The 19,782-nt window shown below is 55.7% G+C and carries 21 protein-coding genes; 5 read left to right on the plus strand and 16 right to left on the minus strand.

Annotated elements, in window-relative coordinates:
• The first annotated feature begins 834 nt into the window (after positions 1-834).
• Positions 835-1,860: a site-specific integrase gene (locus MLC59_RS18005; protein WP_248236925.1), complete on the plus strand. Its 1,026-nt coding sequence runs from the start codon at positions 835-837 to the stop codon at positions 1,858-1,860.
• 98 nt (positions 1,861-1,958) lie between these two features.
• On the opposite strand, the gene MLC59_RS18010 is transcribed toward MLC59_RS18005, so the two are convergent.
• Both MLC59_RS18010 and MLC59_RS18015 read right to left on the minus strand, forming a co-directional pair.
• Entirely contained in the window at positions 1,959-2,636 is a 678-nt protein-coding gene (locus tag MLC59_RS18010) for a phosphoadenylyl-sulfate reductase (RefSeq protein ID WP_248236927.1), read from the minus strand.
• Between the two features lie 231 nt (positions 2,637-2,867).
• A complete protein-coding gene (locus MLC59_RS18015) occupies positions 2,868-4,238 on the minus strand; it encodes an RNA-guided endonuclease InsQ/TnpB family protein (RefSeq protein WP_248236930.1) in 1,371 nt (456 codons plus the stop codon).
• Positions 4,239-4,301: 63 nt separating this feature from the next.
• Here MLC59_RS18015 and tnpA point away from each other — a divergent pair, with 63 nt between their 5' ends.
• Positions 4,302-4,766 carry an IS200/IS605 family transposase gene (tnpA, locus tag MLC59_RS18020; protein WP_248236931.1) on the plus strand — a complete coding sequence of 155 codons (465 nt, stop codon included), beginning with the start codon at positions 4,302-4,304 and terminating at the stop codon, positions 4,764-4,766.
• 244 nt (positions 4,767-5,010) lie between these two features.
• Here tnpA and MLC59_RS18025 read toward each other — a convergent pair whose 3' ends face one another.
• The 6 genes from MLC59_RS18025 to MLC59_RS18050 all read right to left on the minus strand — a co-directional run bounded on the left by MLC59_RS18025 (position 5,011) and on the right by MLC59_RS18050 (position 10,362).
• Complete coding sequence (locus MLC59_RS18025; protein WP_248236934.1) at positions 5,011-5,307, minus strand: type II toxin-antitoxin system RelE/ParE family toxin; 297 nt, start codon at positions 5,305-5,307, stop codon at positions 5,011-5,013.
• Complete coding sequence (locus MLC59_RS18030; protein WP_248236936.1) at positions 5,285-5,551, minus strand: type II toxin-antitoxin system ParD family antitoxin; 267 nt, start codon at positions 5,549-5,551, stop codon at positions 5,285-5,287. The genes MLC59_RS18025 and MLC59_RS18030 overlap by 23 nt, the downstream gene beginning before the upstream one ends.
• A gap of 579 nt (positions 5,552-6,130) precedes the next feature.
• Complete coding sequence (locus MLC59_RS18035; protein WP_248236937.1) at positions 6,131-7,072, minus strand: nucleotidyl transferase AbiEii/AbiGii toxin family protein; 942 nt, start codon at positions 7,070-7,072, stop codon at positions 6,131-6,133.
• Positions 7,069-7,485: a DUF6088 family protein gene (locus MLC59_RS18040; protein ID WP_248236938.1), complete on the minus strand. Its 417-nt coding sequence runs from the start codon at positions 7,483-7,485 to the stop codon at positions 7,069-7,071. Before MLC59_RS18040 ends, MLC59_RS18035 begins: the two co-directional genes overlap by 4 nt.
• A gap of 766 nt (positions 7,486-8,251) precedes the next feature.
• Complete coding sequence (locus tag MLC59_RS18045) at positions 8,252-9,199, minus strand: RpnC/YadD family protein (RefSeq protein WP_248236939.1); 948 nt, start codon at positions 9,197-9,199, stop codon at positions 8,252-8,254.
• A gap of 383 nt (positions 9,200-9,582) precedes the next feature.
• Complete coding sequence (locus tag MLC59_RS18050; protein WP_248236940.1) at positions 9,583-10,362, minus strand: polysaccharide lyase; 780 nt, start codon at positions 10,360-10,362, stop codon at positions 9,583-9,585.
• A 557-nt stretch (positions 10,363-10,919) separates the two neighbouring features.
• On the opposite strand from MLC59_RS18050, the gene MLC59_RS18055 reads away from it, so the two are divergent.
• Together MLC59_RS18055 and MLC59_RS18060 are read left to right on the plus strand one after the other, a co-directional pair.
• Positions 10,920-11,393, plus strand: coding sequence for a hypothetical protein (locus tag MLC59_RS18055; protein ID WP_248236941.1), 474 nt, complete (start codon positions 10,920-10,922; stop codon positions 11,391-11,393).
• On the plus strand, positions 11,393-11,989 hold the full coding sequence (locus MLC59_RS18060) for a tetratricopeptide repeat protein (protein ID WP_248236943.1): 597 nt from the start codon (positions 11,393-11,395) through the stop codon (positions 11,987-11,989). Before MLC59_RS18055 ends, MLC59_RS18060 begins: the two co-directional genes overlap by 1 nt.
• On the opposite strand, the gene MLC59_RS18065 is transcribed toward MLC59_RS18060, so the two are convergent.
• The 8 genes from MLC59_RS18065 to MLC59_RS18100 form a co-directional block, all read right to left on the minus strand.
• The gene (locus tag MLC59_RS18065) at positions 11,946-12,134 is read right to left on the minus strand and encodes a type II toxin-antitoxin system YoeB family toxin (RefSeq protein ID WP_345799793.1); all 189 of its coding nucleotides are present in this window, start codon (positions 12,132-12,134) and stop codon (positions 11,946-11,948) included. The genes MLC59_RS18060 and MLC59_RS18065 overlap by 44 nt on opposite strands.
• Before the next feature lie 364 nt (positions 12,135-12,498).
• Positions 12,499-13,548: a hypothetical protein gene (locus tag MLC59_RS18070; RefSeq protein WP_248236945.1), complete on the minus strand. Its 1,050-nt coding sequence runs from the start codon at positions 13,546-13,548 to the stop codon at positions 12,499-12,501.
• 414 nt (positions 13,549-13,962) lie between these two features.
• A complete protein-coding gene (locus MLC59_RS18075; RefSeq protein WP_248236946.1) occupies positions 13,963-15,201 on the minus strand; it encodes a type II toxin-antitoxin system HipA family toxin in 1,239 nt (412 codons plus the stop codon).
• Positions 15,198-15,455 (minus strand): helix-turn-helix domain-containing protein, encoded by a 258-nt coding sequence (locus tag MLC59_RS18080; protein WP_248236948.1) that lies wholly within the window; start codon positions 15,453-15,455, stop codon positions 15,198-15,200. Before MLC59_RS18080 ends, MLC59_RS18075 begins: the two co-directional genes overlap by 4 nt.
• 198 nt (positions 15,456-15,653) lie before the next feature.
• Positions 15,654-15,923, minus strand: a complete 270-nt coding sequence (locus MLC59_RS18085) for a type II toxin-antitoxin system YafQ family toxin (RefSeq protein WP_248236949.1) — start codon at positions 15,921-15,923, stop codon at positions 15,654-15,656.
• Positions 15,910-16,194 (minus strand): type II toxin-antitoxin system RelB/DinJ family antitoxin, encoded by a 285-nt coding sequence (locus MLC59_RS18090; protein ID WP_248236951.1) that lies wholly within the window; start codon positions 16,192-16,194, stop codon positions 15,910-15,912. Before MLC59_RS18090 ends, MLC59_RS18085 begins: the two co-directional genes overlap by 14 nt.
• A gap of 295 nt (positions 16,195-16,489) precedes the next feature.
• A complete protein-coding gene (locus MLC59_RS18095) occupies positions 16,490-16,756 on the minus strand; it encodes an RpnC/YadD family protein (RefSeq protein WP_248236953.1) in 267 nt (88 codons plus the stop codon).
• Between the two features lie 45 nt (positions 16,757-16,801).
• On the minus strand, positions 16,802-17,749 hold the full coding sequence (locus tag MLC59_RS18100; RefSeq protein ID WP_248236955.1) for an Rpn family recombination-promoting nuclease/putative transposase: 948 nt from the start codon (positions 17,747-17,749) through the stop codon (positions 16,802-16,804).
• A gap of 385 nt (positions 17,750-18,134) precedes the next feature.
• Here MLC59_RS18100 and MLC59_RS18105 point away from each other — a divergent pair, with 385 nt between their 5' ends.
• Positions 18,135-19,706 (plus strand): ATP-binding protein, encoded by a 1,572-nt coding sequence (locus MLC59_RS18105; protein WP_248236958.1) that lies wholly within the window; start codon positions 18,135-18,137, stop codon positions 19,704-19,706.
• The last annotated feature ends 76 nt before the right edge of the window (positions 19,707-19,782 follow it).

Genomic DNA, 19,782 nt, shown 5'->3' on the forward strand with positions numbered 1-19,782 from the left:
ACCGACTCCAGCGTGATGGCCGTGTGCAAATCGGTCACGATCCCCGGAATGACCGGTCACGTTCGCCGGAATACGCAGTAATGCGAGGCCTACAAAAATTCTCTGGAAGGGATTCGCCGATGGGCTTCTATCGGCCGACAGAAATAGAGGCGCCGTCATAGCTTGCGGCCTTGCGGGCTATTTTTTGTGAGAGTACCAAAATACATCTGTCCCGGTTTCAGTTTTTCCGCCTGCCTCGGCACGGACTTCAGTACCTGCCGGGTTCCGCCCGCCCCCTACCTGAACGCCCTAACCCATCCGGGTCGCTTCTCTCTCTTCATAAGCACTTCACTAGAACTCACCGCCTACTGGCGGCCAACCATGTTCGGTCCTTCAGTACGCGGTGACGCACCTACTATGACCTCCTCTGAGTTCTAGCTCTCCATCTCCATTCTTTTCGGAATGAATAGCACTGTGGCAGAGAACCAGACTTCCCAAGGTAAGACGCGTGACCTTCACACTTATACCCGCCGCATGTACGTCCACCCCTTCCGTGCAAGTACTGGGCTTTGACGATCATGGCCGCCTTACCCGGTGTGACCGCCTGATGCGATTCCTGTTCGTCGGGCCAGTGCTTTGCCTGCGGCTTCCTTCAGATTCCACCTCGCGGTGGACACCCTTGCCGTCCGGCTAGTGGCTCCCCTTGCCGGGCCCACAGGGGACTTGCACCCACAAGTCATCCAGCCAGCACCACCTGTACCGGAACAACTTTCGCTCCGCCCCCGGTTTTCCCCACTAAGCAGTAGATAAAATCTGTGTGGTTAATTTGATTACGCAATTGAGGGAGAAGCCAGAATGCATGAGTCATACCTGATAACCAGAACAGAAGATTTCAAAATAATCGACAGACCCAAAAACATCGACCTTATAAATGACAACGTCATCTCACTCTGCAAAGAATTTAATGCTGACATTTCCGAAGGAACAAAAAATAAATACGATCAAATAGAAAGAAATCTAAACGGTAGAAGCTGGCACGGTTACGCCAAAAAACACAACCTAAAATCCAATTCAGCACAGGTAGTTCGATCCGCCTGGAAACATAATGAATTAGAAAATTTATGCTTACTTCTTATTAAGGCATTACAGAAAGATGACCCGGATCTCATAGAGGAAGTAAACAACACCTATGCGAAAATAATTGCAGAATTGGACGTTAAATACAAACCAAATAGATCGGACAACAAAAAACAAAGAACAAAAAAGTCAAAAAGAAAGTCGTTGAAAAATTTGCCGGACACATGGCGAATCGAACTTTGCAAAACAATCTGCAGCGAACTAAGGCTAGCCGCAATAATAAGCACTCTCAGTGGTTGCCGCCCCGCAGAACTGGCTAAAGGAGTGAAAGTCTGCGCAAATGACAACGAAATTAAAATCACTATTTCAGGGGTGAAAGTATCAAAAATAACTGGTGGCGGACAGCCTGAACGAATCCTTACACTACAAAACAACAACTTATTGACAGATTACCTAATTGGTTACCTCCGAACCCGGAAGCTAAATGAAATTATAGTTTCAGTACCAAATTATAATAGGTGGTACCATGAATTCAAAAAAGCAGCAAAAACTCTTGGGTGGGTGAATATTAGCCCTTATTCGCTGCGCCATCAGTTATCCGCCGACCTAAAATCTTTGGGCTTAAATAACGAATTTTTATCTAGAGTACTTGGGCACCGCTCATCACGCTCAAAGTCACAATACGGAAGTTTTCATCAGGGTCGGGCAGGGAAGGGCGGCCAAAGCATTATCGCTGTCGAATCCACCTACCCCGTTCGGAACTATGAAATGCCAGATCTAGGCAGCGCTCCGAGGTTGGGGTAACGGCGCCGTGATGTTGCAGATGTATCATTTAACGTTCCTTGTTTTAACACGGGGCAAAGATACAAGCCTTTCCCGGCCCTGCCCCGATATCCTGCCGATCAGGCGTGCAGGCCACACTCCCGTTTCAGGCCGAAGAATCGGGTCTCTTCCTCGGTCATCCCCGGCGTTAACGGACGGGATGTATGCCAGTCACCCACCGACACATAGCCCTGATCCCACAGCGGATGATACGGCAAACCATGGCGAACCAGGTACTGGTGGACGTCCCGGTTGGTCCAGTCAATCAGCGGATAAACCTTGTAACGGCCATCTTCGCGCTGCTCAACCACCGTCTTGTCGCCACGGGAGCCCGCCTGCTGACGGCGCAGACCTGAGAACCACGTGCCCACCTGCAGGTCATCCAGCGCCTTTTCCATGGGGGTGACTTTCATCAGGTGATTATAGTGGTCGATGCCTTCGACACCCTGCTCCCAGAGCTTGCCGTAACGAGCCTCCAGTCGCGCCGGTGTCCAGCCGGAGGATACGACCTGCAGGTTCAACCCCAGCCGTTCCGTCAGCTCGTCCACAAACTGATAGGTTTCCTCGAACAGGTAGCCGGTATCCACCAACAGCACCGGCAAATCCGGCTTGATCCGGGTAGCCATGTGCAACAGCACCGCCGCCTGCACGCCAAAGCTGGAGCTGAGCACAAACTGCCCCGGCAAAGCGGCCAGGGCCCATTCAATACGGGCTTCTGCCGCCATGGACTCAAGCTGGCTGTCACTGAAACTGGTCATAGGCGCTACCTCTTGGAAAACCAACGCCCCGGCTCCGGAAGGGAAGCGGGGTATTGGCAGACTACGCCAAACCAGTGAGAACTAAAAAGAACAAAAACTTCTTTTTTTATAACCTAGACTGTAAGCCAGGGTTTGACAGGCTCAAGCGGGTTTAAGGACACCCCAGTAGCATGCAAAATACCGTGAACTACTCGGGGCTAAAGCCTCCGAGCTTCGGCGGCCTACGTGATGTCAGGCCGCTGTCTTTTTTGACGAACCACCCGTTGCGCCAGCAGCATTCGCCGCTGGCGTCTTACGAGGGTTAGCGTTCGCCCCTGGTCGCAGCACGTTTTTCCGTGCGCCGACCAACTCCGTTCCAGAGTGCAAAATCAACGATATTGCCCGCTTGCGGATCACCAACGCCGCATTTCGATCCGCGTTGTCCGCATGGCCGCAATGTACACACCGGAAGATCGCCTGAGTCTGGCGATTATCCGGGTGAGTGTGGCCGCAGGCGGCACACTCGCGGCTGGTGTTCACAGGATTCACCTTGAACACGGGTTTGTTCTGACGATGAGCCTTGTAGGCAATGTAGGTTTCCAGTCGGTTCAGACCTACGCCAAGCAAGGCTTTATTCAGCCCCGATTTGGCGCGAGCCCCATTGGCCAGCCAGCGCCCCGGCGCTGGCCCGGCCACAGGTACGGCCCGCTTGGTCATGTTGGCCAGTTTCAGGTCTTCCATCACAATGACCTTGGCCGAATCCACCACCGATCGACTGGTTGTGTGCAAAAAATCCTCTCGCACGTTGGCGGTTTTGCGGTGAATCAAGGCGATGCGGCGTTGGGTTTTGCGCCGCTGACTCGATCCTTTCTTCTGTCGGGCCAGCTTGCGCTGGCAGCGCTTCAGGTATTTCTCCCGACCGCGTTGCTTTTGCAGCACCCGGGCATCGACCGTGTAGGTGGTGTTGTGCGTTTGCACCGGTCGGGCGACACCTCGATCCAGCGGCGTAATCAAGCTTTCCAGTTGCTCGGCTGAACACTGGCGAAGCCAGCCCAAATGCTGGTGGTTGGTCAGATGATAATCATCCAGCTTGCCGTCGTCATAAGAGAAGGAGACGGTCCAGCGCCCATGCTCGACCCGAATCCAGATCGAGTTCGGCAACCGATCCGCCCGAGGCTTGCGGTGCCATTTTACCTTCAGAACGCCGAGGTCGTTCTTCTTTGTGCCGAGTCGCAGCACCCAGATCCCATCCTCCTTCGTGAGCTGAAACAGCTCCCGGGTGAGCCAGATATAATTGCCCTTGATGTAATTCTTGGGCCTCGGGCGGCCGCAGCGGCCCTTGAAAAAGTCCTGATACGTTTGCGCCCAGATGGTGGCGCTGTTGCGCAGAATTTGGGAAGGGCAATCTTTCAGCCACGGCGTCAGTTCCGTTTTGTACTGGCTATAGGACTTATCGGGTTTCGGGAAGGTGCCCACTGGCAGGTATCTTCGGGCATACGCCCGAAGATACCGGTCTTCATCGCACTTGGCATTCCAGATCACTCGGGCACAACCGATCCACTGGCTCAGCACCTGAGCCTGGTGATCGGTGGGTGTGACCTTGTAGCGAATGCCGGTGAGCATAATTCACGGTTTCTCTTTGGTGGTAATCGAACTATAGTGGTGGACGCAAAGGAGATCAAGTCTATGTCGAATGATTACGATTGGAGAACTGGCCGAACATGCCATTATAAACTTCACTATCATCTTGTCTTTACCCCGAAATACCGACGAAAGGTGTTTACCGATGCAATGCTGACCCGATTGGAGGCTGTCTTTCGGGAGACCTGCGAACAGATGGATGGGGAACTGCTTGAGTTCAACGGCGAAAGTGACCACGTTCACCTCCTGGCCAGTTGCCCACCTAAAACAGCGCTGTCGAACTTTATTGGCAAGCTGAAGGGCAAGAGTGCTTACGTGCTACGCAGCGAATTTTGGCCCGAGATTCAGGACAAACTATGGGGCAGCCAATTCTGGTCGCCGTCTTATTGCGTGGTGAGTTGTGGCGGTGCGCCACTGGAAATCGTGGAGCAGTACATCAGAGATCAGCAGCGCCCACCCGGCAAGCAAGCGGCTGAGCACTCCGCACGACTAAGGCAAAAGAAGGACTAGCGGCCTTCCCTGGCCGCACCGGCTCGACTCGGAGCTAAAACACCCGAGGTTGCTCCGGGTTCAGGCATCAGCTCCGGCTATCTCACCCTTCGACAGGCTCAGGGTGAACGGATTACAAAACCCGGGCCCTCACACTCATCCCGTTCGCCCTGAGCCTGTCGAAGGGCGCGAACTCAGGGGGCCAGCATCAAATATCCGAGGAACAATAGATCTGCCCCTGTTTCCAAGCAAACGAAGGCTTTTATCACCAATCACGAAAAGCTGACTCAACATCCTGATTGCGCAGAATACGCACAATAAGAACACCACTTCCCTCAGGCCGGTAATAAATGGAATGGCTTTGGTAAACGCTGAATCTGTATCCCGCTCTGATGTGGTCAATGGCAGGGTAAAGTGCAGGCTGCGCTGCAATCTGCTCAAAACGCTCGATCAATCCATCGGTGTAGGCATCAGCCTGCATCAGGCCAAAATTCAGAAGCCCAAACAAATAAATTGACTCAAAATCCGCATCAGCCCTCTTACTGAGCCGGTAGTTTGCCATCTGCCTTTAGCCGCTCCCTGGCCGCGTGACGAATTTCCTCAGGGGTGCGATTGCTGACACCACCTCTCTCTCCCTCAACGAGAGCGGCACGCAGTTGCTCTATCCCTGCATTGCGAGCCTGATCCTGGCGAATCAGATCGCGAAAATACTCACTGTCGTTGGTAAAACCACCCTCAGCAATACGAGACTTGACCCAATCGCCTTGCTGGTCCGTCAGAGTGATTGTCTTGCGTATCGTTGCCATATATCACCATGCACCAATAATCTTACATTTGGTGCAGAATAGCACAGCGAATTTAACCTGCTCTACCGCGATATTCGTTACCAAATGGCGACCTAAATCTGGATACGCGCCCTTCGACTGGCTCCCTTCGACGAGCTCAGGGTGAACGGATTAGGAAACCCGGGCCCTCACACTCATCCCGTTCGTCCTGAGCGTGTCGAAGGGCGCGGACTCCGGGTTTTGATACCAGCACGAGGTATGTCACCCTTCGACAGGCTCAGGGTGAACGGAGAGTTGTGGCAGGCTCAGGGTGAACGGGGAGTTATGGCAGGCTCAGGGTGAACGGGGATTAGTGGCAGGCGCAAGGGGAACGGATTGCGAAACCCGGGCCTCAACCTCATCCCGTTCGCCCTGAGCCTGTCGAAGGGCGCGAACTCCGGGTCCTGATACCAGCACGGGGTATGTCACCCTTCGACGGGCTCAGGGTGAACGGGTTAGGTGGAAAAATAGGTCTGTCCCGATTTCCAGTCCTAGATCTGTCCCGGTCTCGAATTTCGGATCTCGTCAGCGGCTCTAAAGCCGACGAAATAATCGGAATGGCTAGTTCGACCTCAGAAGCTGCTGAGCCAACTCGACAACCGTTGCCAAGGCTTCATCCCAGGAGGCTGGTGATTCGTGATACACCAGCGGGCCAATAAAGCGACCATAACGCGATTGGTGCATAGAGTCGCTACGCAAACAGTCGAGTCCATGATGCAGCTCAGCCACTGGGTTCTCCTTAAACTCGGGGTGTTGGTGGCCGAGCTGGTCAACATCCACCTTCATGACAGCATCCACCAAGGGGCGCAATGAGTGAGCGTCGTAACCCCCAGCAGCCACCATGTGGAGATCGTAGACGTGCCTGACCAAGGTTGCATCATCCTTTCGGGAAGGGTCTCGATCCACATGGGCCGTGCGCCGCAACAACGCCACCAGCTTCTCGCTGATCGTGGAATGAAGACTGACCACAGGGAAAGATTCCACTTCCGGGGGCAGCTTCAACGCAGCAGTATACAGCGAACTCACGGGAGCGAGAATGGCTGGCTCGAATAGTATCGATGCCGTTACATCCAGCTTTAAATCGGGACGAAGCGCGGAAATGCTGTCTTGGCTTCGCGGATAACGAACTGCATACTCCACATAGCGATACTCATTTCTCTTGGTCGTCCCCTCAAGCTCAAAGACATCAGAGCATGAAATGAGCCTTTCGATATCAGCCAGCGCGGCCTTGCGAGCGGTCTTCAAGGCGGTGCGTGACATTCCCCGTGTGGTCTCATCCCGTACCACCAGCTTGATATCGATATCCTCGGACATACGGTAGAGACTACGATGAGTCTTCGCCAGGCTGGTGCCTCCAGCAAATACCAGCTCGAAGTGTGGCGAATTCAGCTGCGAGAGCAGGCTCAACAGCTTTACCGCATAGACATCCTTTTCCACAATGGCCGGGCTGTCGATACCCAGCGCATCGGCTACATCGGCAAACAGCCCAGGATCGATCGTCACGCAGTGCCCCGCTCAACACCCAGCTGATAGCGGCCGAAAGCAATACGCCGATGAAAGGGGCCCTTGACCTTGACCACGACCCTGGCCGGTACCTGTGTGCCTCCCGCCTGGTAGGCTTTTTCGGCGCTGGCTGGCTCCCACTTCACACCCAGCCGGTTCAATGCTTCCTTGGCGACCTGCTCGAAGCCACCCGGAGCTGCCAGCATTGGCTGCCCCGTAATGCGGTTCTTGCGCGCCTTGGCATACAGCCCTTGGCCGACTCGTACCAGGCGCCCTTGCGCCTCCAACTGCCGTAGTGCTCTGCCTACCTGGTCATACCCCGCCAGTGAGGTGAAGTCATCACGCAGAAAGACCGTCCGACGGCTTTTGCGGATCTTGTCACGGATTCGGGTTTCAAGGGTATCAGTGCTCATCGCCACCTCCAGCGACCATACGACTACCGATAACTCTAAAGGCCCCGGCCATAAAGGTCAAAAATACGACAAATCCAAAGCTGAAAAAAGTTATAAAAATAAAATATTTCAAATATTTAAACGGATAAAAAGAAAACCAGGTTGCCGCACAAAGCACCGCCAAAAATAGATAACGACTTCACCAACCCTCCTCTCCCTCCTCACAAGCGCGAAGCGCGTTCATTCCTCACACGCGCAGCCTCACTTCACCGTCACGCTCTTGGCGTGAGCTTGTCGAAGGGCGCAAACTTCGGGTTCTGATACCAGTACGGGGTATGTCACCCTTCGACAGGCTCAGGGCGAACGGAGAGTTGTGGCAGACTCGAGGTAAACGGGGAGTTGTGCCAGGCTCAGGGTGAACGGGTTAGGAAACCCGGGGCCTTACCCTCATCCCGTTCGCCCTGAGCTTGTCGAAGGGCGCAGACTCCGGGTTTTGATACCAGCACGGGGTATGTCACCCTTCGACAGGCTCAGGGTGAACGGCGAATTGTGGCAGACTCAGGGTGAGCGGATTGCGAGTCCAGTTCCCAACATCGCGTTCGTCCTGAGCTTGTCGAAGGGCGCGGACTCCGGGTTTTGATACCAGCACGGGGTATGTCACCCTTCGACGGGCTCAGGGTGAACGGGGAGCTGTGCCAGGCTCAGGGTGAACGGGGAGTTATGGCAGACTCAGGGAGAGCGGGGATTAGTGGCAGGCGCAAGGGGAACGGATTGCGAAACCTGGGCCTCAGTTCACGCCCAGCAATGACTCCAGGCTTCCAGCCTCAAGAATACCGGTTACCCACCGATCCAGCTGCTCGTCGGTGGCTACTTTCAGCTGCTCATCAGCCCAGGCAGGAATAGCGCCAAACTTTAGCTGGATCTGCTTGCGCAGCGTTCCCTCCACGCCATCGTGCAGGCCCTTTTCCATGCCCTTTTCTATGCCCTGCTCCAAGCCTTTTTCCATACCCTCGGCCCGTAAACGGTCACTCAAGCTCGCCATGGTGTTGCTCTCCTGCGGGTAGTGCTGCTGATATTGTTCCATTTCATTATCATCCAGGGCTGTGTAGATGTCGATAAAGTCCAGGTACTTGAGCTGCTTCTCCGGATCTCGCTCCAGGGTCGTCAATCCGCGGGTGGCGCGGGCATAGACTTCGAGCTTCTGGCTCTGGTTCCAGTGCATTAAGCTCAGGCAGAGACGGGCGATCAGGTTGTTGCTGTCCCAGTAATCTTCCGCTTCCAGCTCCGGCAACGCGCAGCGGATGCATTGAAACTGAAGGTAGTCGTACCGCTCACTGCCCAGTACCAGGCGGGCTGGCTCGCTTCCGTTGGTGTTCAGAAAGATAACCACGGGCACCACGCGCTGGGTCTCACAAAGATCGGCAAGATCCAGGCAATAGTGGGCCAGGCGGTGGATAGAAAAACGGTTGGGGTTGGTTTCTTCTTCCAGCACAAACACCAGGGCTTCGCGGCGGCCATCTGGCCACTCGGCCTGCAGGGGAACGTCCAGCTCCCGGAAACGTTCGCCCAGACGCTCCTTCAGCTGCTCCTGCCGTAACGGCACGATACGAACAGAATAATCCAGCTCTCGCGCTTCCTGCTCGCAGAACAGATCAATGGCCTGACGGGGATAGTCGAGTATAAGGTTCTTGAAGTTCTGGTCGTGGCTGACCGGTGTGCCGTTGTTCCGTGGCATGGCTCATCCTTGTACGAAGGTGGATACGAGCCATTTTGTTGAGGTAGTCATGTATTGTCAAGGAAAAACTGTTTATTTATACAGTCATTGCCAAAACACCTCAAAGCCATCAAAGACAATGAGTCATCATGCCAAGGTATCAGCAAGTCAGCCTTGTACATCTACATACCCACCCTTCGACAGGCTCAGGGTGAACGGATTGCGAAACCCGGGCCTCACCCTCATCCCGTTCGCCCTGAGCCTGTCGAAGGGCGCGAACTCCGGGGTCCAGCATCAAACATCAACAAAAGTCCCGGTTTGGCGGCATCATCCTGGCGGTCTCCAGCCCCATGCAGAGCCTGGGGAGCCAGGAGGAAAAAGCAAGCACTGCCCGGCCACCCGGCTCACTCGACGACCCGCCAACTGACATCGTCAAAGTAGGCGCAGTCAGTCTTGTAGGCGCCTGATGCATCCCGGGGGGCCCAGGTGGGGTTGCTGCCGCCATGGAAGGTATTGAACAGCAACCTGCTGACCAGGCTGCTTTGCGTATCAACAGCGCGGAAGCGCAGGCCTTTATGGTCGATGATGCGCGCGCCATCGACATAGACCTCCACCCGGCCATTGGCCTGGTTGACTGGCTCATTCAATGTCACACGCATGGCCAGTTCGTAATACCGGCCTGGCCGGAAGCGTAAGTTGCGGGCTTGCCGGGTATCGCCAAAACGGCCTTTCTGGTCCTGGTGGTAGATATAGGTGGTTAACTTGCCGCCGCCACGGAACATCAGCCTGGCGCTCCAGCCTTCCGGGTGTACAGGCTGGCCACCGGTGACGGGCTTATCCGGTCCCAGACCATGGAGCTTGCCACCACGAGCGAAATCGAAGCCCTCGCAGAACCTGACCGAAAACGCCAGCTCATAAGCCCGGGCTGGAGGAATTTGGGGATGCACCACAACCCGCTTGCTACCACGCTCATAGCCCACATAGTCAACCTTCAGGGCGCCGGAGCCTTCCACGCCGGCACCATCCACGAGGTACGTCAGGGGGTGAGACACAATCTTGTCGCCTTGACGGGTCGATGCACCGTTATCGAATGACTCAAGGGCCGCCTCCGCCCTGGCAGCGGTACTGAGAGCAACGGCACAGAGCAAGACGAACAACAGAGCTGCACGGTAGTTCGGGTTCATGGATCGATTCATAAGGTGCCAATGTTTTTATCTGGGCAGACGGGTTTAAGGCCGCTCGCGGTTTCAGAATGAGCGATAATCCCAGCGTGGACAGATTGCCAGCAGAAGTCTATATCGAGACACATAGGTGATACTCGAACGACAGGAGGCCCATATGGGCGCCACTGCCCCAAAAAACTCAGCGGCTGGCAGCCGCCGCATGGGGATCAGCGGCCTGCGAGGAAAAATAGATCTGTCCCGATTTCCGGCCATGCCCACCCTTCGACAGGCTCAGGGTGAACGGATGATGAGCCCAGCCACATCTCCCCCCCAGCACCCCGTCCGCCCTGAGCCCGTCGAAGGGCGCCAACTCCGGGGTACAGCATCAAAAATCCGAGGAAAAATAGATCTGCCCCGGTTTCCAATGTCCTGGTTTCCAAACCGAACGATCATCGGGCTTAACTGTATCTGGCATGATCATATTTCGAGCTGTTCTCTGCTTGTAGAATGCATCTGATGCCCTCATTGAAGAGGGCTAATATCGCCGTGTGATCGACAACTTCAGAAGGAACTGACCAATGCAAGCCTGTGCAGCATCTTCCACCCCTGCTCGTTTAACGCTCTCCAGAACTGAATTTCAACGTTCACAGGCTGCGCTGCTGCCTGCCGAGGGTATCGGTGCCCACGGAAATTTTTTCATCAGAGTTGCGGCGCAAATTCGAGGCGGTCGTGTGTACATTTCTGCCCGTGGTTACACGCCGGCCATGGAAGAGCCAATGTACAAAGGAGCTTTCCGTTTCTTCGGTCATGTGAAGCTCAAGCAGGCCGGGCGCCAGATCATCAGGAAGAAGCTCGAGCTCGGGGAGCAAGAAGTGTGGCCGGACGACCGGTATGTTGCTACCGGCTCGGTCGCAATCTGTTTGCCGGGGGGAAGTGACTCGCTACCGGAAATTGAAATTGAAGCTGGGTACGGCTTCAACAGTGGAACCGGATTTGCGACGCCGATACCGCCGGTTACCCGCATCCAGGTTCCGGTCAGGAAGATCCGGTGATGCGCTTCCTGGTTGCTGTTTTATCTCTGCTGGTTTTGTCTGGCTGTGCGCAGGCTCAACAAGAGACAGCTCTCCGCCTGACAGAGCAAGCCCAATCGTTACTCAGGGAGAATGGTCGAGACCAGTTTCATCCGGAGGCACTGGCACTTCTGGACCAGGCGGTGGCATTGGACCCGCGATACCTGCCGGCGCGCCAGGAGCGCCTCAATCAGTTTTTGGTCAAGCCTGACCTGAAGCTGGCTCTGGAAGAAGCCCGTGAGGTTGCCCGTATTCAGGGGGACGTCCCGGAAGCGATGCTCCTCTATTGCCTCGTGTATGAACATGAGTATGGCCCCACTCAGGATGCGCTCAAATGTTATGAGTCGGTCGCCAACGGCATCAAGGGTCGCGGTCCTGACCCTCACAGGGACCTGAATTATGCCCTTGCCTTGCGGATGAACGGTGCTCCTGATTCAGAAGCCGTCGCGGAACAACACTTGCAAACCATTGAACACGAGGAAGTTAGAGCGCTCGCAGCAAGTTTGCTTCAGGAGTTGGCTCGGGAGGAGGTGGTCAATGCCTTTTTACCGGTGCACCACACAAAGCAGGATCAGTAAACCAGTAATGATAACGAAGCTGGGCGATAAGCAAAGCGTCATCCGTGACCTTATACCCGATACTGTGTTCTTCGTTGATCCGGCTAAACCAGCACCCGGCAAGGCTATGCTTCAGGGAAAGTAATTTGGCCGTCAGCCCGGACATGGCTTCGTCGAGCAATCATGTGCGTAATGGCTTGCCGCCTTGCGGGCTATCTTTGGTGAGCGTAATCACACGAAAAATAGATCTGCCCCGGTGTCGTCCCGCGGCCATCTCACCCTTCGACAGGATCCCTTCGACAGGCTCAGGGTGAACGGATTACGAGGCCAGTTCTCAACACCCCGTTCGTCCTGAGCTCGTCGAAGGGCGCGGACTCAGAGGTCCCGAAAAATAGATCTGTTCCAGTTTGTTGCGAAAAATAGATCTGTCCCGGTTTGCCCCCGGTTTGCCCTGGTTTGCAGCCATGCTTCTTCGCCCATCCACGAGCCTCAAATTGAGGCCCGTGGATGTAGCATCGCTCAATCCAAAGTTACGGCCGAGGAACGGATGCCGCGATATCGGAGCTACCGTCACCGTCCAGATCCGCCTGATAACTGAGGAACTCGCTATCGATGGTGACTTCGAGTGAACGGTTTTCGGCCTGCAAGGTGTAGCTACCGGCACTGAGCTCGCTATCCAGCTCGCTGAGTACAACACCGTTCAGGCTGGCCTGGTATATCTCACCGGCTTGACCAAGCCCCAACCCGAAACTGGTCGGTGCACGCACCTCCCACTCACGGAAGAATGTTGAGTTTCCGATTTCGATTAGCTGTATGTCGTAATCCTGGAGGGCGTATGCCAGTACTGACCACGTCGGTGTCTTTACTTTCAGCGACGTTCCCTGGATATGCACATCGCTGCCGTTCGCTATACTTCGGCGAACATCCCCTTCCATGTAACTCAGGGTTTCATTTTTATCGTGAAGGCCGACACCGCTGTACGTAATTGAGACAGTACCGTTGAGGCTGGCGAAGTCATCAAATGCACCATATCTCCCATCAACAACCGTCGTTGTTGTGCTACCTTCCTGCACAATAGGCCCCTGAGCGCCAGGCTCCTCGCAACTGTCGTGCGACAGAGTAAATCGGTCTCCGGCGCTGAAAATCATGAACCCGTCCTCGCTTTCCCGGGGCCGCCCGTTGTCGAAGGACAGTATGGCTTCACCGCCCTGGGGGCAAAGGAACTGACTCGCATCAAGGGTGTCCAGTGCCAGCCTCTCCCCCAGGTCTGACTCACCTACCACATCGATAACATCAACGTACTGGCTGTTTGACCAAGCGATTTCTTTCAAAATCCGATAGCTTTCGGTGACGATGGATTCCAGTGAGGCCTCAGCCATGGCGCCTGGTTCATAATCTGCTACCTGAATCTTACCGGAGGTAGGTGTCTCACTACCCTGGTCCGGTGTTGGGGCGGCCTGCTCATCACCGTTGTCACTTCCGGATGAGCCTCCACTGCCGCAGCCCGCGATAGCGAAGGCCAGGGCAGCAACGGCGAATATTCTTGAGGCGGGCACGTAATGCAGAGCATGATGGGGCATTGGTTTCTCTCTTCTTATCAAGGTGCAGATTATCTGGACCCGGGGTTAATATTTTTGCGTATTCAAAGACCGGGACAGACCCCCTTTCTCGCGGGTGCATGTCCACGCAACCGACCCAAGAGGACCTTCCCCTTAACAAGTTACTTACCTACCGAGCAGCTTTGTATGTCGCTTATGTTTACATATGTAGCAATTTGTAAACCGCCCAACTCACAACAACCCCTCAGACTGCCTGAAAATCCCCCCAGGGTGCTCCTGCCCCCAAAACTCTCCGCGTAGATCTCATACGTACCTTTCGACAGGATCCCTTGGGCGGGCACCCTTCGACAGGCTCAGGGTGAACGGATTGCGAGGCCGGCCCCCAACATCCCGTTCGCCCTGAGCTCGTCGAAGGGCGCAACTACAGAGTCGGTATCAGGACCGATCAACGGGCTGCGATTCCTGCAGCAACACAGCACTGGACCTGAAGGTGGCTACCATACACTCCCCCACCTCCCGGAACTCCTGGTTGCGCTCATAATACGACTGCATCTGATCGGCCGTTGCAAGCAGGCCGCCCGCGAGGGTTTTGAGGAACGTTGCGACGTCCTTGCGGGGCAGTCCGCAGGACTGGCACCCGAAATTCACCAGGTACTGCACAGGCCACCAGACCTTGCGACCCGACAGGGTCAGCGCAGGTACATCACCGGGCAGGTAGGGTGTGGTGGACACGATGTCATAGGCCGGCGCCATCCAGCGTTCTGCAAATGGCTTGCGGTACAAAAGGCCGAAATTCTTCAGGTGAGCATCCCCATTCCGGACTGCCCAGGAGACGGCAACGGACATGAATAGCCATTTCAGGCCCTGACGACGATGCTCCGATGACAGGAAGGTATCAAAAGACTTTGCCAGTTTTTCATAGCTGCCCGAATACTTGTCCTCGGGCATCAGGCCCTGCAACACACAGCCATCCTCAAACCCCAGCCATGGCGGCTCTGCTCCGCCACCAGAGACGTCACGATCAAACCGGGCCATCACAAACAAGCGCCCATCATCCGACAGATGAAACTCGGGTACCGGCAGCCCACACAAACGGGCCAGGGACATACAGAAAAACTCATTGGCCGCCAGCTGGGGGTAGTCGTCTCCCCAGGTTTTGACGATAAAACCCGCCGTGCGGACTGACGATTTCTCTGAAATATGACCGGGTACCAGCACCTTTGGCTGAACACCCGACACGCCCGAGCGCAGTGCGTACTTCTCCACCAGCTCATCAAACAAAGAGGCATCGTCTGTTTTCAGCAACCGTGAAAGTGGCTCACCCCGCGCGCCGGTTACCGGGTCAGAGATCGCAGAGTCCGTAACCACGACACGACCCACCTGATGCCGGCCAAGGGCTGCAAGGACCGCCAGGTCCCCAGCCCCATAAAGCTTGGCAACGTACTTTCGAATCACATCCCCAAGGTAGCCCTCAGGCAGGTTCTGGGCAAAGATGGGGTGCAGGCCGTTATAGCTGAAAGCCTGGCCTTTTACCGGCATGGTGACCGATACGGCACGCTCTTCTCCCACACCATTGTCATACACGAACACCGAAGGCTCAGGGCGACCAGGTGCAACCAGGTCACCCACAACCTGTCCATCAACTTCCACAAGTGCCCGCTTCAGCCTCGTCATTCTTCACCCCTGGACGCAGCGCGTTGCAGATCTGTGAGGGTGGGCAAGCCGCCCGCTGGACGCACGGCAAACTCCAGTTCGAGTACCGCCAGAACCCGCTGAAGCTTGGCATAGCCCATTTCTGGCAAGCGCTGGTTTTCAAGCCGGGATAACAAGGTGCGATCCACCCCTGCCCTGTCAGCCACAACCTGCATGGACAACCCCGCCTGCAGGCGATGGGTGCGAATCAGTGGTCCGAGTTCCTGAAGGGTCACGTGCAAATACTCTACGAAGATGGCCGGTTAAGCCTAACTGTAGCGTATATTCACAAGTACGTCATTGGGGGTCGGTTAGTGTTTCAGCTCCCGAACTCGGGCGGCCTGGCAAACGAAGGCCTTTTTCGCCAATCACGAAAAGCTGAGCCAGCATCCTGATTGCGCAGAATACGCACCCTTCGACGGGCTATGCGCTCTCTAAAAGAGCTCACTGTGACTGCCAATTCTGGCTAACTGCAACGTGCCGTTATTCACCCGGTAAACCAACACGAGGTCGGGCTTGATGTGGCAGTCTCTGAAACCATGCCATTTTCCAGACAGGGGATGGTCGACACACTTTTCTGCCAATGGCTCATCATGCTGCAGTTTCGAGATGATACGGCCCACCTCGACAATATCCTGGATGGGCAATTTCGTTATCTTTTTGAAGTCTTTTTTAAACTGCGTTGAGTATTCAAGGCTGTTCATGCGCGACTTTGCCATCCGTGAGCTCTTCCATAAGGCTATCCAGCGACTCCGCGCGGTGCCCTCTCCCTTCCGTTAGCTCCTGCATGGCAGCAATGCTGGTTTCGTTCGGCTGAGGCGCCTTGATTTCAAAGGGGATACCCCCGTAGTTAATGACCGCACGGGCAAACAGCTTGATGGCTTGTGATGGGCTAAGGCCAACCTCGTCACAGATGTGGGAGAATGCCACCTTAGTGTCGTGGTCTATACGCGCGCTGAGCATCTCGGTTTTCATGATGCGCTCCTTTGTCTAACAATGTCAGACATCGTAACACATATTCCGGGTTCAGGCATCAGCTCTGACTATCTCACCCTTCGACAGGCTCAGAGTGAGCGGGTTAGGAAACCCGGGGCCTCACCCTCATCCCGTTCGCCCTGAGCGTGTCGAAGGGCGCAAACTCCGGGTTCTGATACCAGCACGGGGTATGTCACCCTTCGACAGGCTCAGGGTGAACGGAGAGTTGTGGCAGGCTCAGGGTGAACGGGGATTAGTGGCAGGCTCAAGGGGAACGGATTGCGAAACCCGGGCCTCAGCGCTCACCCAGCAATGACTCCAGGCTTTCAGCCTCAAGAATACCGGTTACCCACCGATCCAGCTGCTCGTCGGTGGCTTCTTTCATCTGCTCATCAGCCCAGGCAGGAATAGCACCAAACTTTAAATGAACCAGCTTGCGCAGCGTTCCCTCCACGCCATCGTGCAGGCCCTTTTCCATGCCCTTTTCCATGCCCTTTTCTATGCCCTGCTCCAAGCCTTTTTCCATACCCTCGGCCCGTAAACGGTCACTCAAGCTCGCCATGGTGTTGCTCTCCTGCGGGTAGTGCGGCTGATCGTGCTCCCGAAGCTAATGAGACTGAGATTCAGACCGCAGCTTCGCAATTTCCTCCACCGGCAGCTCGGCAATATCGGCAATAGCGCTGTCATCCAGATGAGTTTTCAGAATCAGATTTCGTGCCATATTGCGGCGGGCTTCAAGCTGGCCTTCCTGTCTGCCTTCCTCCCTGCCCTCTTCCAGCCACCGCTCAGGCCATTTCTTGATACGTTCTGACAGCATATCGTGTACCTCGTGCAAATCCTGGAGATTGTTGAACTCAGGCAACTCCATGCCTGGTGCCCGGTTCGGCAACAGCACCCGCCGTATCCAGACCACGAAAGCTCGTCTCAGCGTCGACTGGCCCGGGGCTTTTAGCCATTCTACCAGACTGCCCAGAACGTTAAGCATATCCTGTTCATCCCGGTTATGCTCCAGGCGGAACAAACCGGCCACCAGATTGCGGGCCTCACCAGGCCACTCTGACGATTCCACGATGGCGCCTTCATCCAGAAGCAGATACTGGAGCTGCGGACTGTAGGTTTGCAGGCCACCGGGAACCGGCTCAATTAACTCAACGATGTTGTCTGCCGCCTGCCAACGTTGGTCACCGTTATACAGAACCACAGGAAGTACGGGAGGTAGCTTACCATCCTGTGCCAACGCCTTCTGACGAATCAGATCCTGGTACAGCAGCCCCAGGTAACTCATCACCCTCACTGCCATGTACTTGTCGACGGTGGACTGGAACTCCAACAACAGGTACACGTAAAGCCATTTCTCACCCCAGCGCACACGCCAGATGACATCGTCTTCCCGGTCGCGCAGCTCATCGGTTATGTAAGACCCGCTGACCTTTTCCAGAGTGGAAAAATCAAGATGGTTAACCCACTCCTGCCGGACAAACCCCGTGAGCAGGTCCTTGACCATTTCGGCATGAGCAAACAGCAGCTTGTAACTATGATCGTGATGATTTGGCATAACCGCCTCCCTGCAGACACCACGTTAGCCTGTGGGAAAACCATCGAGCGGTCAAGGAAAACTGTTTATTTATACAGCTTTTGTTGAATCAAACCAAAGCAGACAAGACAAGGAGTCACCATGCCAAGGCACCAGCAGGTCAGCCTTGTACATCTACATACCCACCCTTCGACGGGCTCAGGGTGAACGGAGAGTGGTGGCAGACTCAGGGTGAACGGGTTAGGAGGAAAATAGATCTGTCCCGGTTTCCCGCATCTGCGGTTTGCCCAGCCTGCATGGTACGAACCCGAAGCTCCTACCCCTGTACTGAGAGATGTCAGGGCAATATGATCACGGTGTGGTAAGCTGCTGTCCATTAGCAATTTTTGGTCACCTGGAGGCCCACATGGCGACCGATGCACGCCTGAGACTCCCCATCGGGATTCAGACCTTCTCGGAGATCCGCGAGGGCGGCTATTACTACGTCGACAAGACGCCGGTCATCGAGCGCCTGGTCCACCAGAACAAGTTCTATTTCCTGTCGCGCCCCCGGCGCTTCGGCAAGAGCCTGCTGCTCGATACCCTGCGCTGCCTGTTCGAGGGCCGCCAGTCGCTGTTCGAGGGGCTCTACATTCACGACCGCTGGGACTGGCAGCAGACCCACCCGGTGATTCGTCTGAGCTTTGGCAGCGGCGTGATGCGCAACCGGGAGGAGCTCGACACACGCATTCGCCACCAGCTACGCAAGGAGCGCGAGCGCTTCACCCAGGCTGCCGCCCCCAAAACGGATATTCCCGGTGAATTCTCGGACCTACTGGAGCTGGCCCATCAGGCAACGGGCCAGCCGGTCGTGCTGCTGATCGACGAGTACGACAAGCCCATCCTCGACAACATTCTGGACCCAGAGCGCTCCCGTGAGCTACGCGAGGGCCTGAAGAACCTCTACAGCGTGATCAAAGACGCCGACCCTCACCTGCACCTGGTGCTAATCACCGGGGTCTCCAAATTCAGCAAGGTCAGCATCTTCTCGGGGCTCAACAACCTGCGCGACATCACCCTGCTGCCCGAGTACTCAACGATCTGCGGCTATACCGATGCCGATATCGACACGGTCTTTGCTCCCGAGCTACCCGACCTGGACCGTGAGGCGATCCGCACTTGGTACAACGGCTATCACTGGGGCAGCCGTGAGGTCACCTCCGTCTATAACCCCTTCGACGTATTGCTGCTGCTCCAGAATCGCGAGTTCGGCGCCTACTGGTTCGAGAGCGCCACGCCCACCTTTCTGGTCGACATCCTCAGGCAGCGCGGGGTCTTCACCCCTCAGCTGGATCAGTGGGAAACGGAATACGAGCTGCTCAATCAGTTCGACGTAGGCGATATCAGCACCGACGCCCTGCTCTTTCAAACCGGCTACCTGACCATCAAGCAGGTCGAGGAACCCATGCTCGGCTACCGTCAGTACACCCTGGGCTTTCCCAACCGCGAGGTGGAAACCAGCCTGAACCACGCTCTGCTGCCCTCGCTGGGTGTGGAGAATGCCCCGCGTAAACGCCGCACACTGTTCAAACACCTGCAGCGTCATGACCTCGCCGGCCTGGAGGCACATCTCAAGGCGCTCTATGCGGGTCTGCCCCACGACTGGTATCGCAACAACCCGATTGCCCAGTACGAAGGCCACTACGCCAGTGTCTTCTACAGCCACTTCGCGGCCCTGGGGCTCGCCATCACCGTGGAGGATGCCAGCCACCACGGCCGGGTGGACATGACCGTCGACTTCGGCGGCCATCTCTACCTGTTCGAGTTCAAGGTGGTGGAGCAGCTACCCGAGGGCAAGGCGCTGGAGCAGATCAAGGCCAGAAGTTATGCCGACAAGTACCGCAGCACCGGCAAGCCCATCCATTTGATTGGGGTGGAGTTTTCTCGTCAGCAGCGGCAGATCGTGGCGTTCGAGGTGGAGACATTAACACCAGCATAAAGCTAGTGTCCCGTTTGGTTAATTCGCTGACCTACTGCGTGACGCTGGGGCCTCTGGCCAAGGCGCCAGTCCGAAG

This window comes from Marinobacter bryozoorum (genome assembly GCF_023156245.1).
GTDB lineage: Bacteria > Pseudomonadota > Gammaproteobacteria > Pseudomonadales > Oleiphilaceae > Marinobacter > Marinobacter bryozoorum.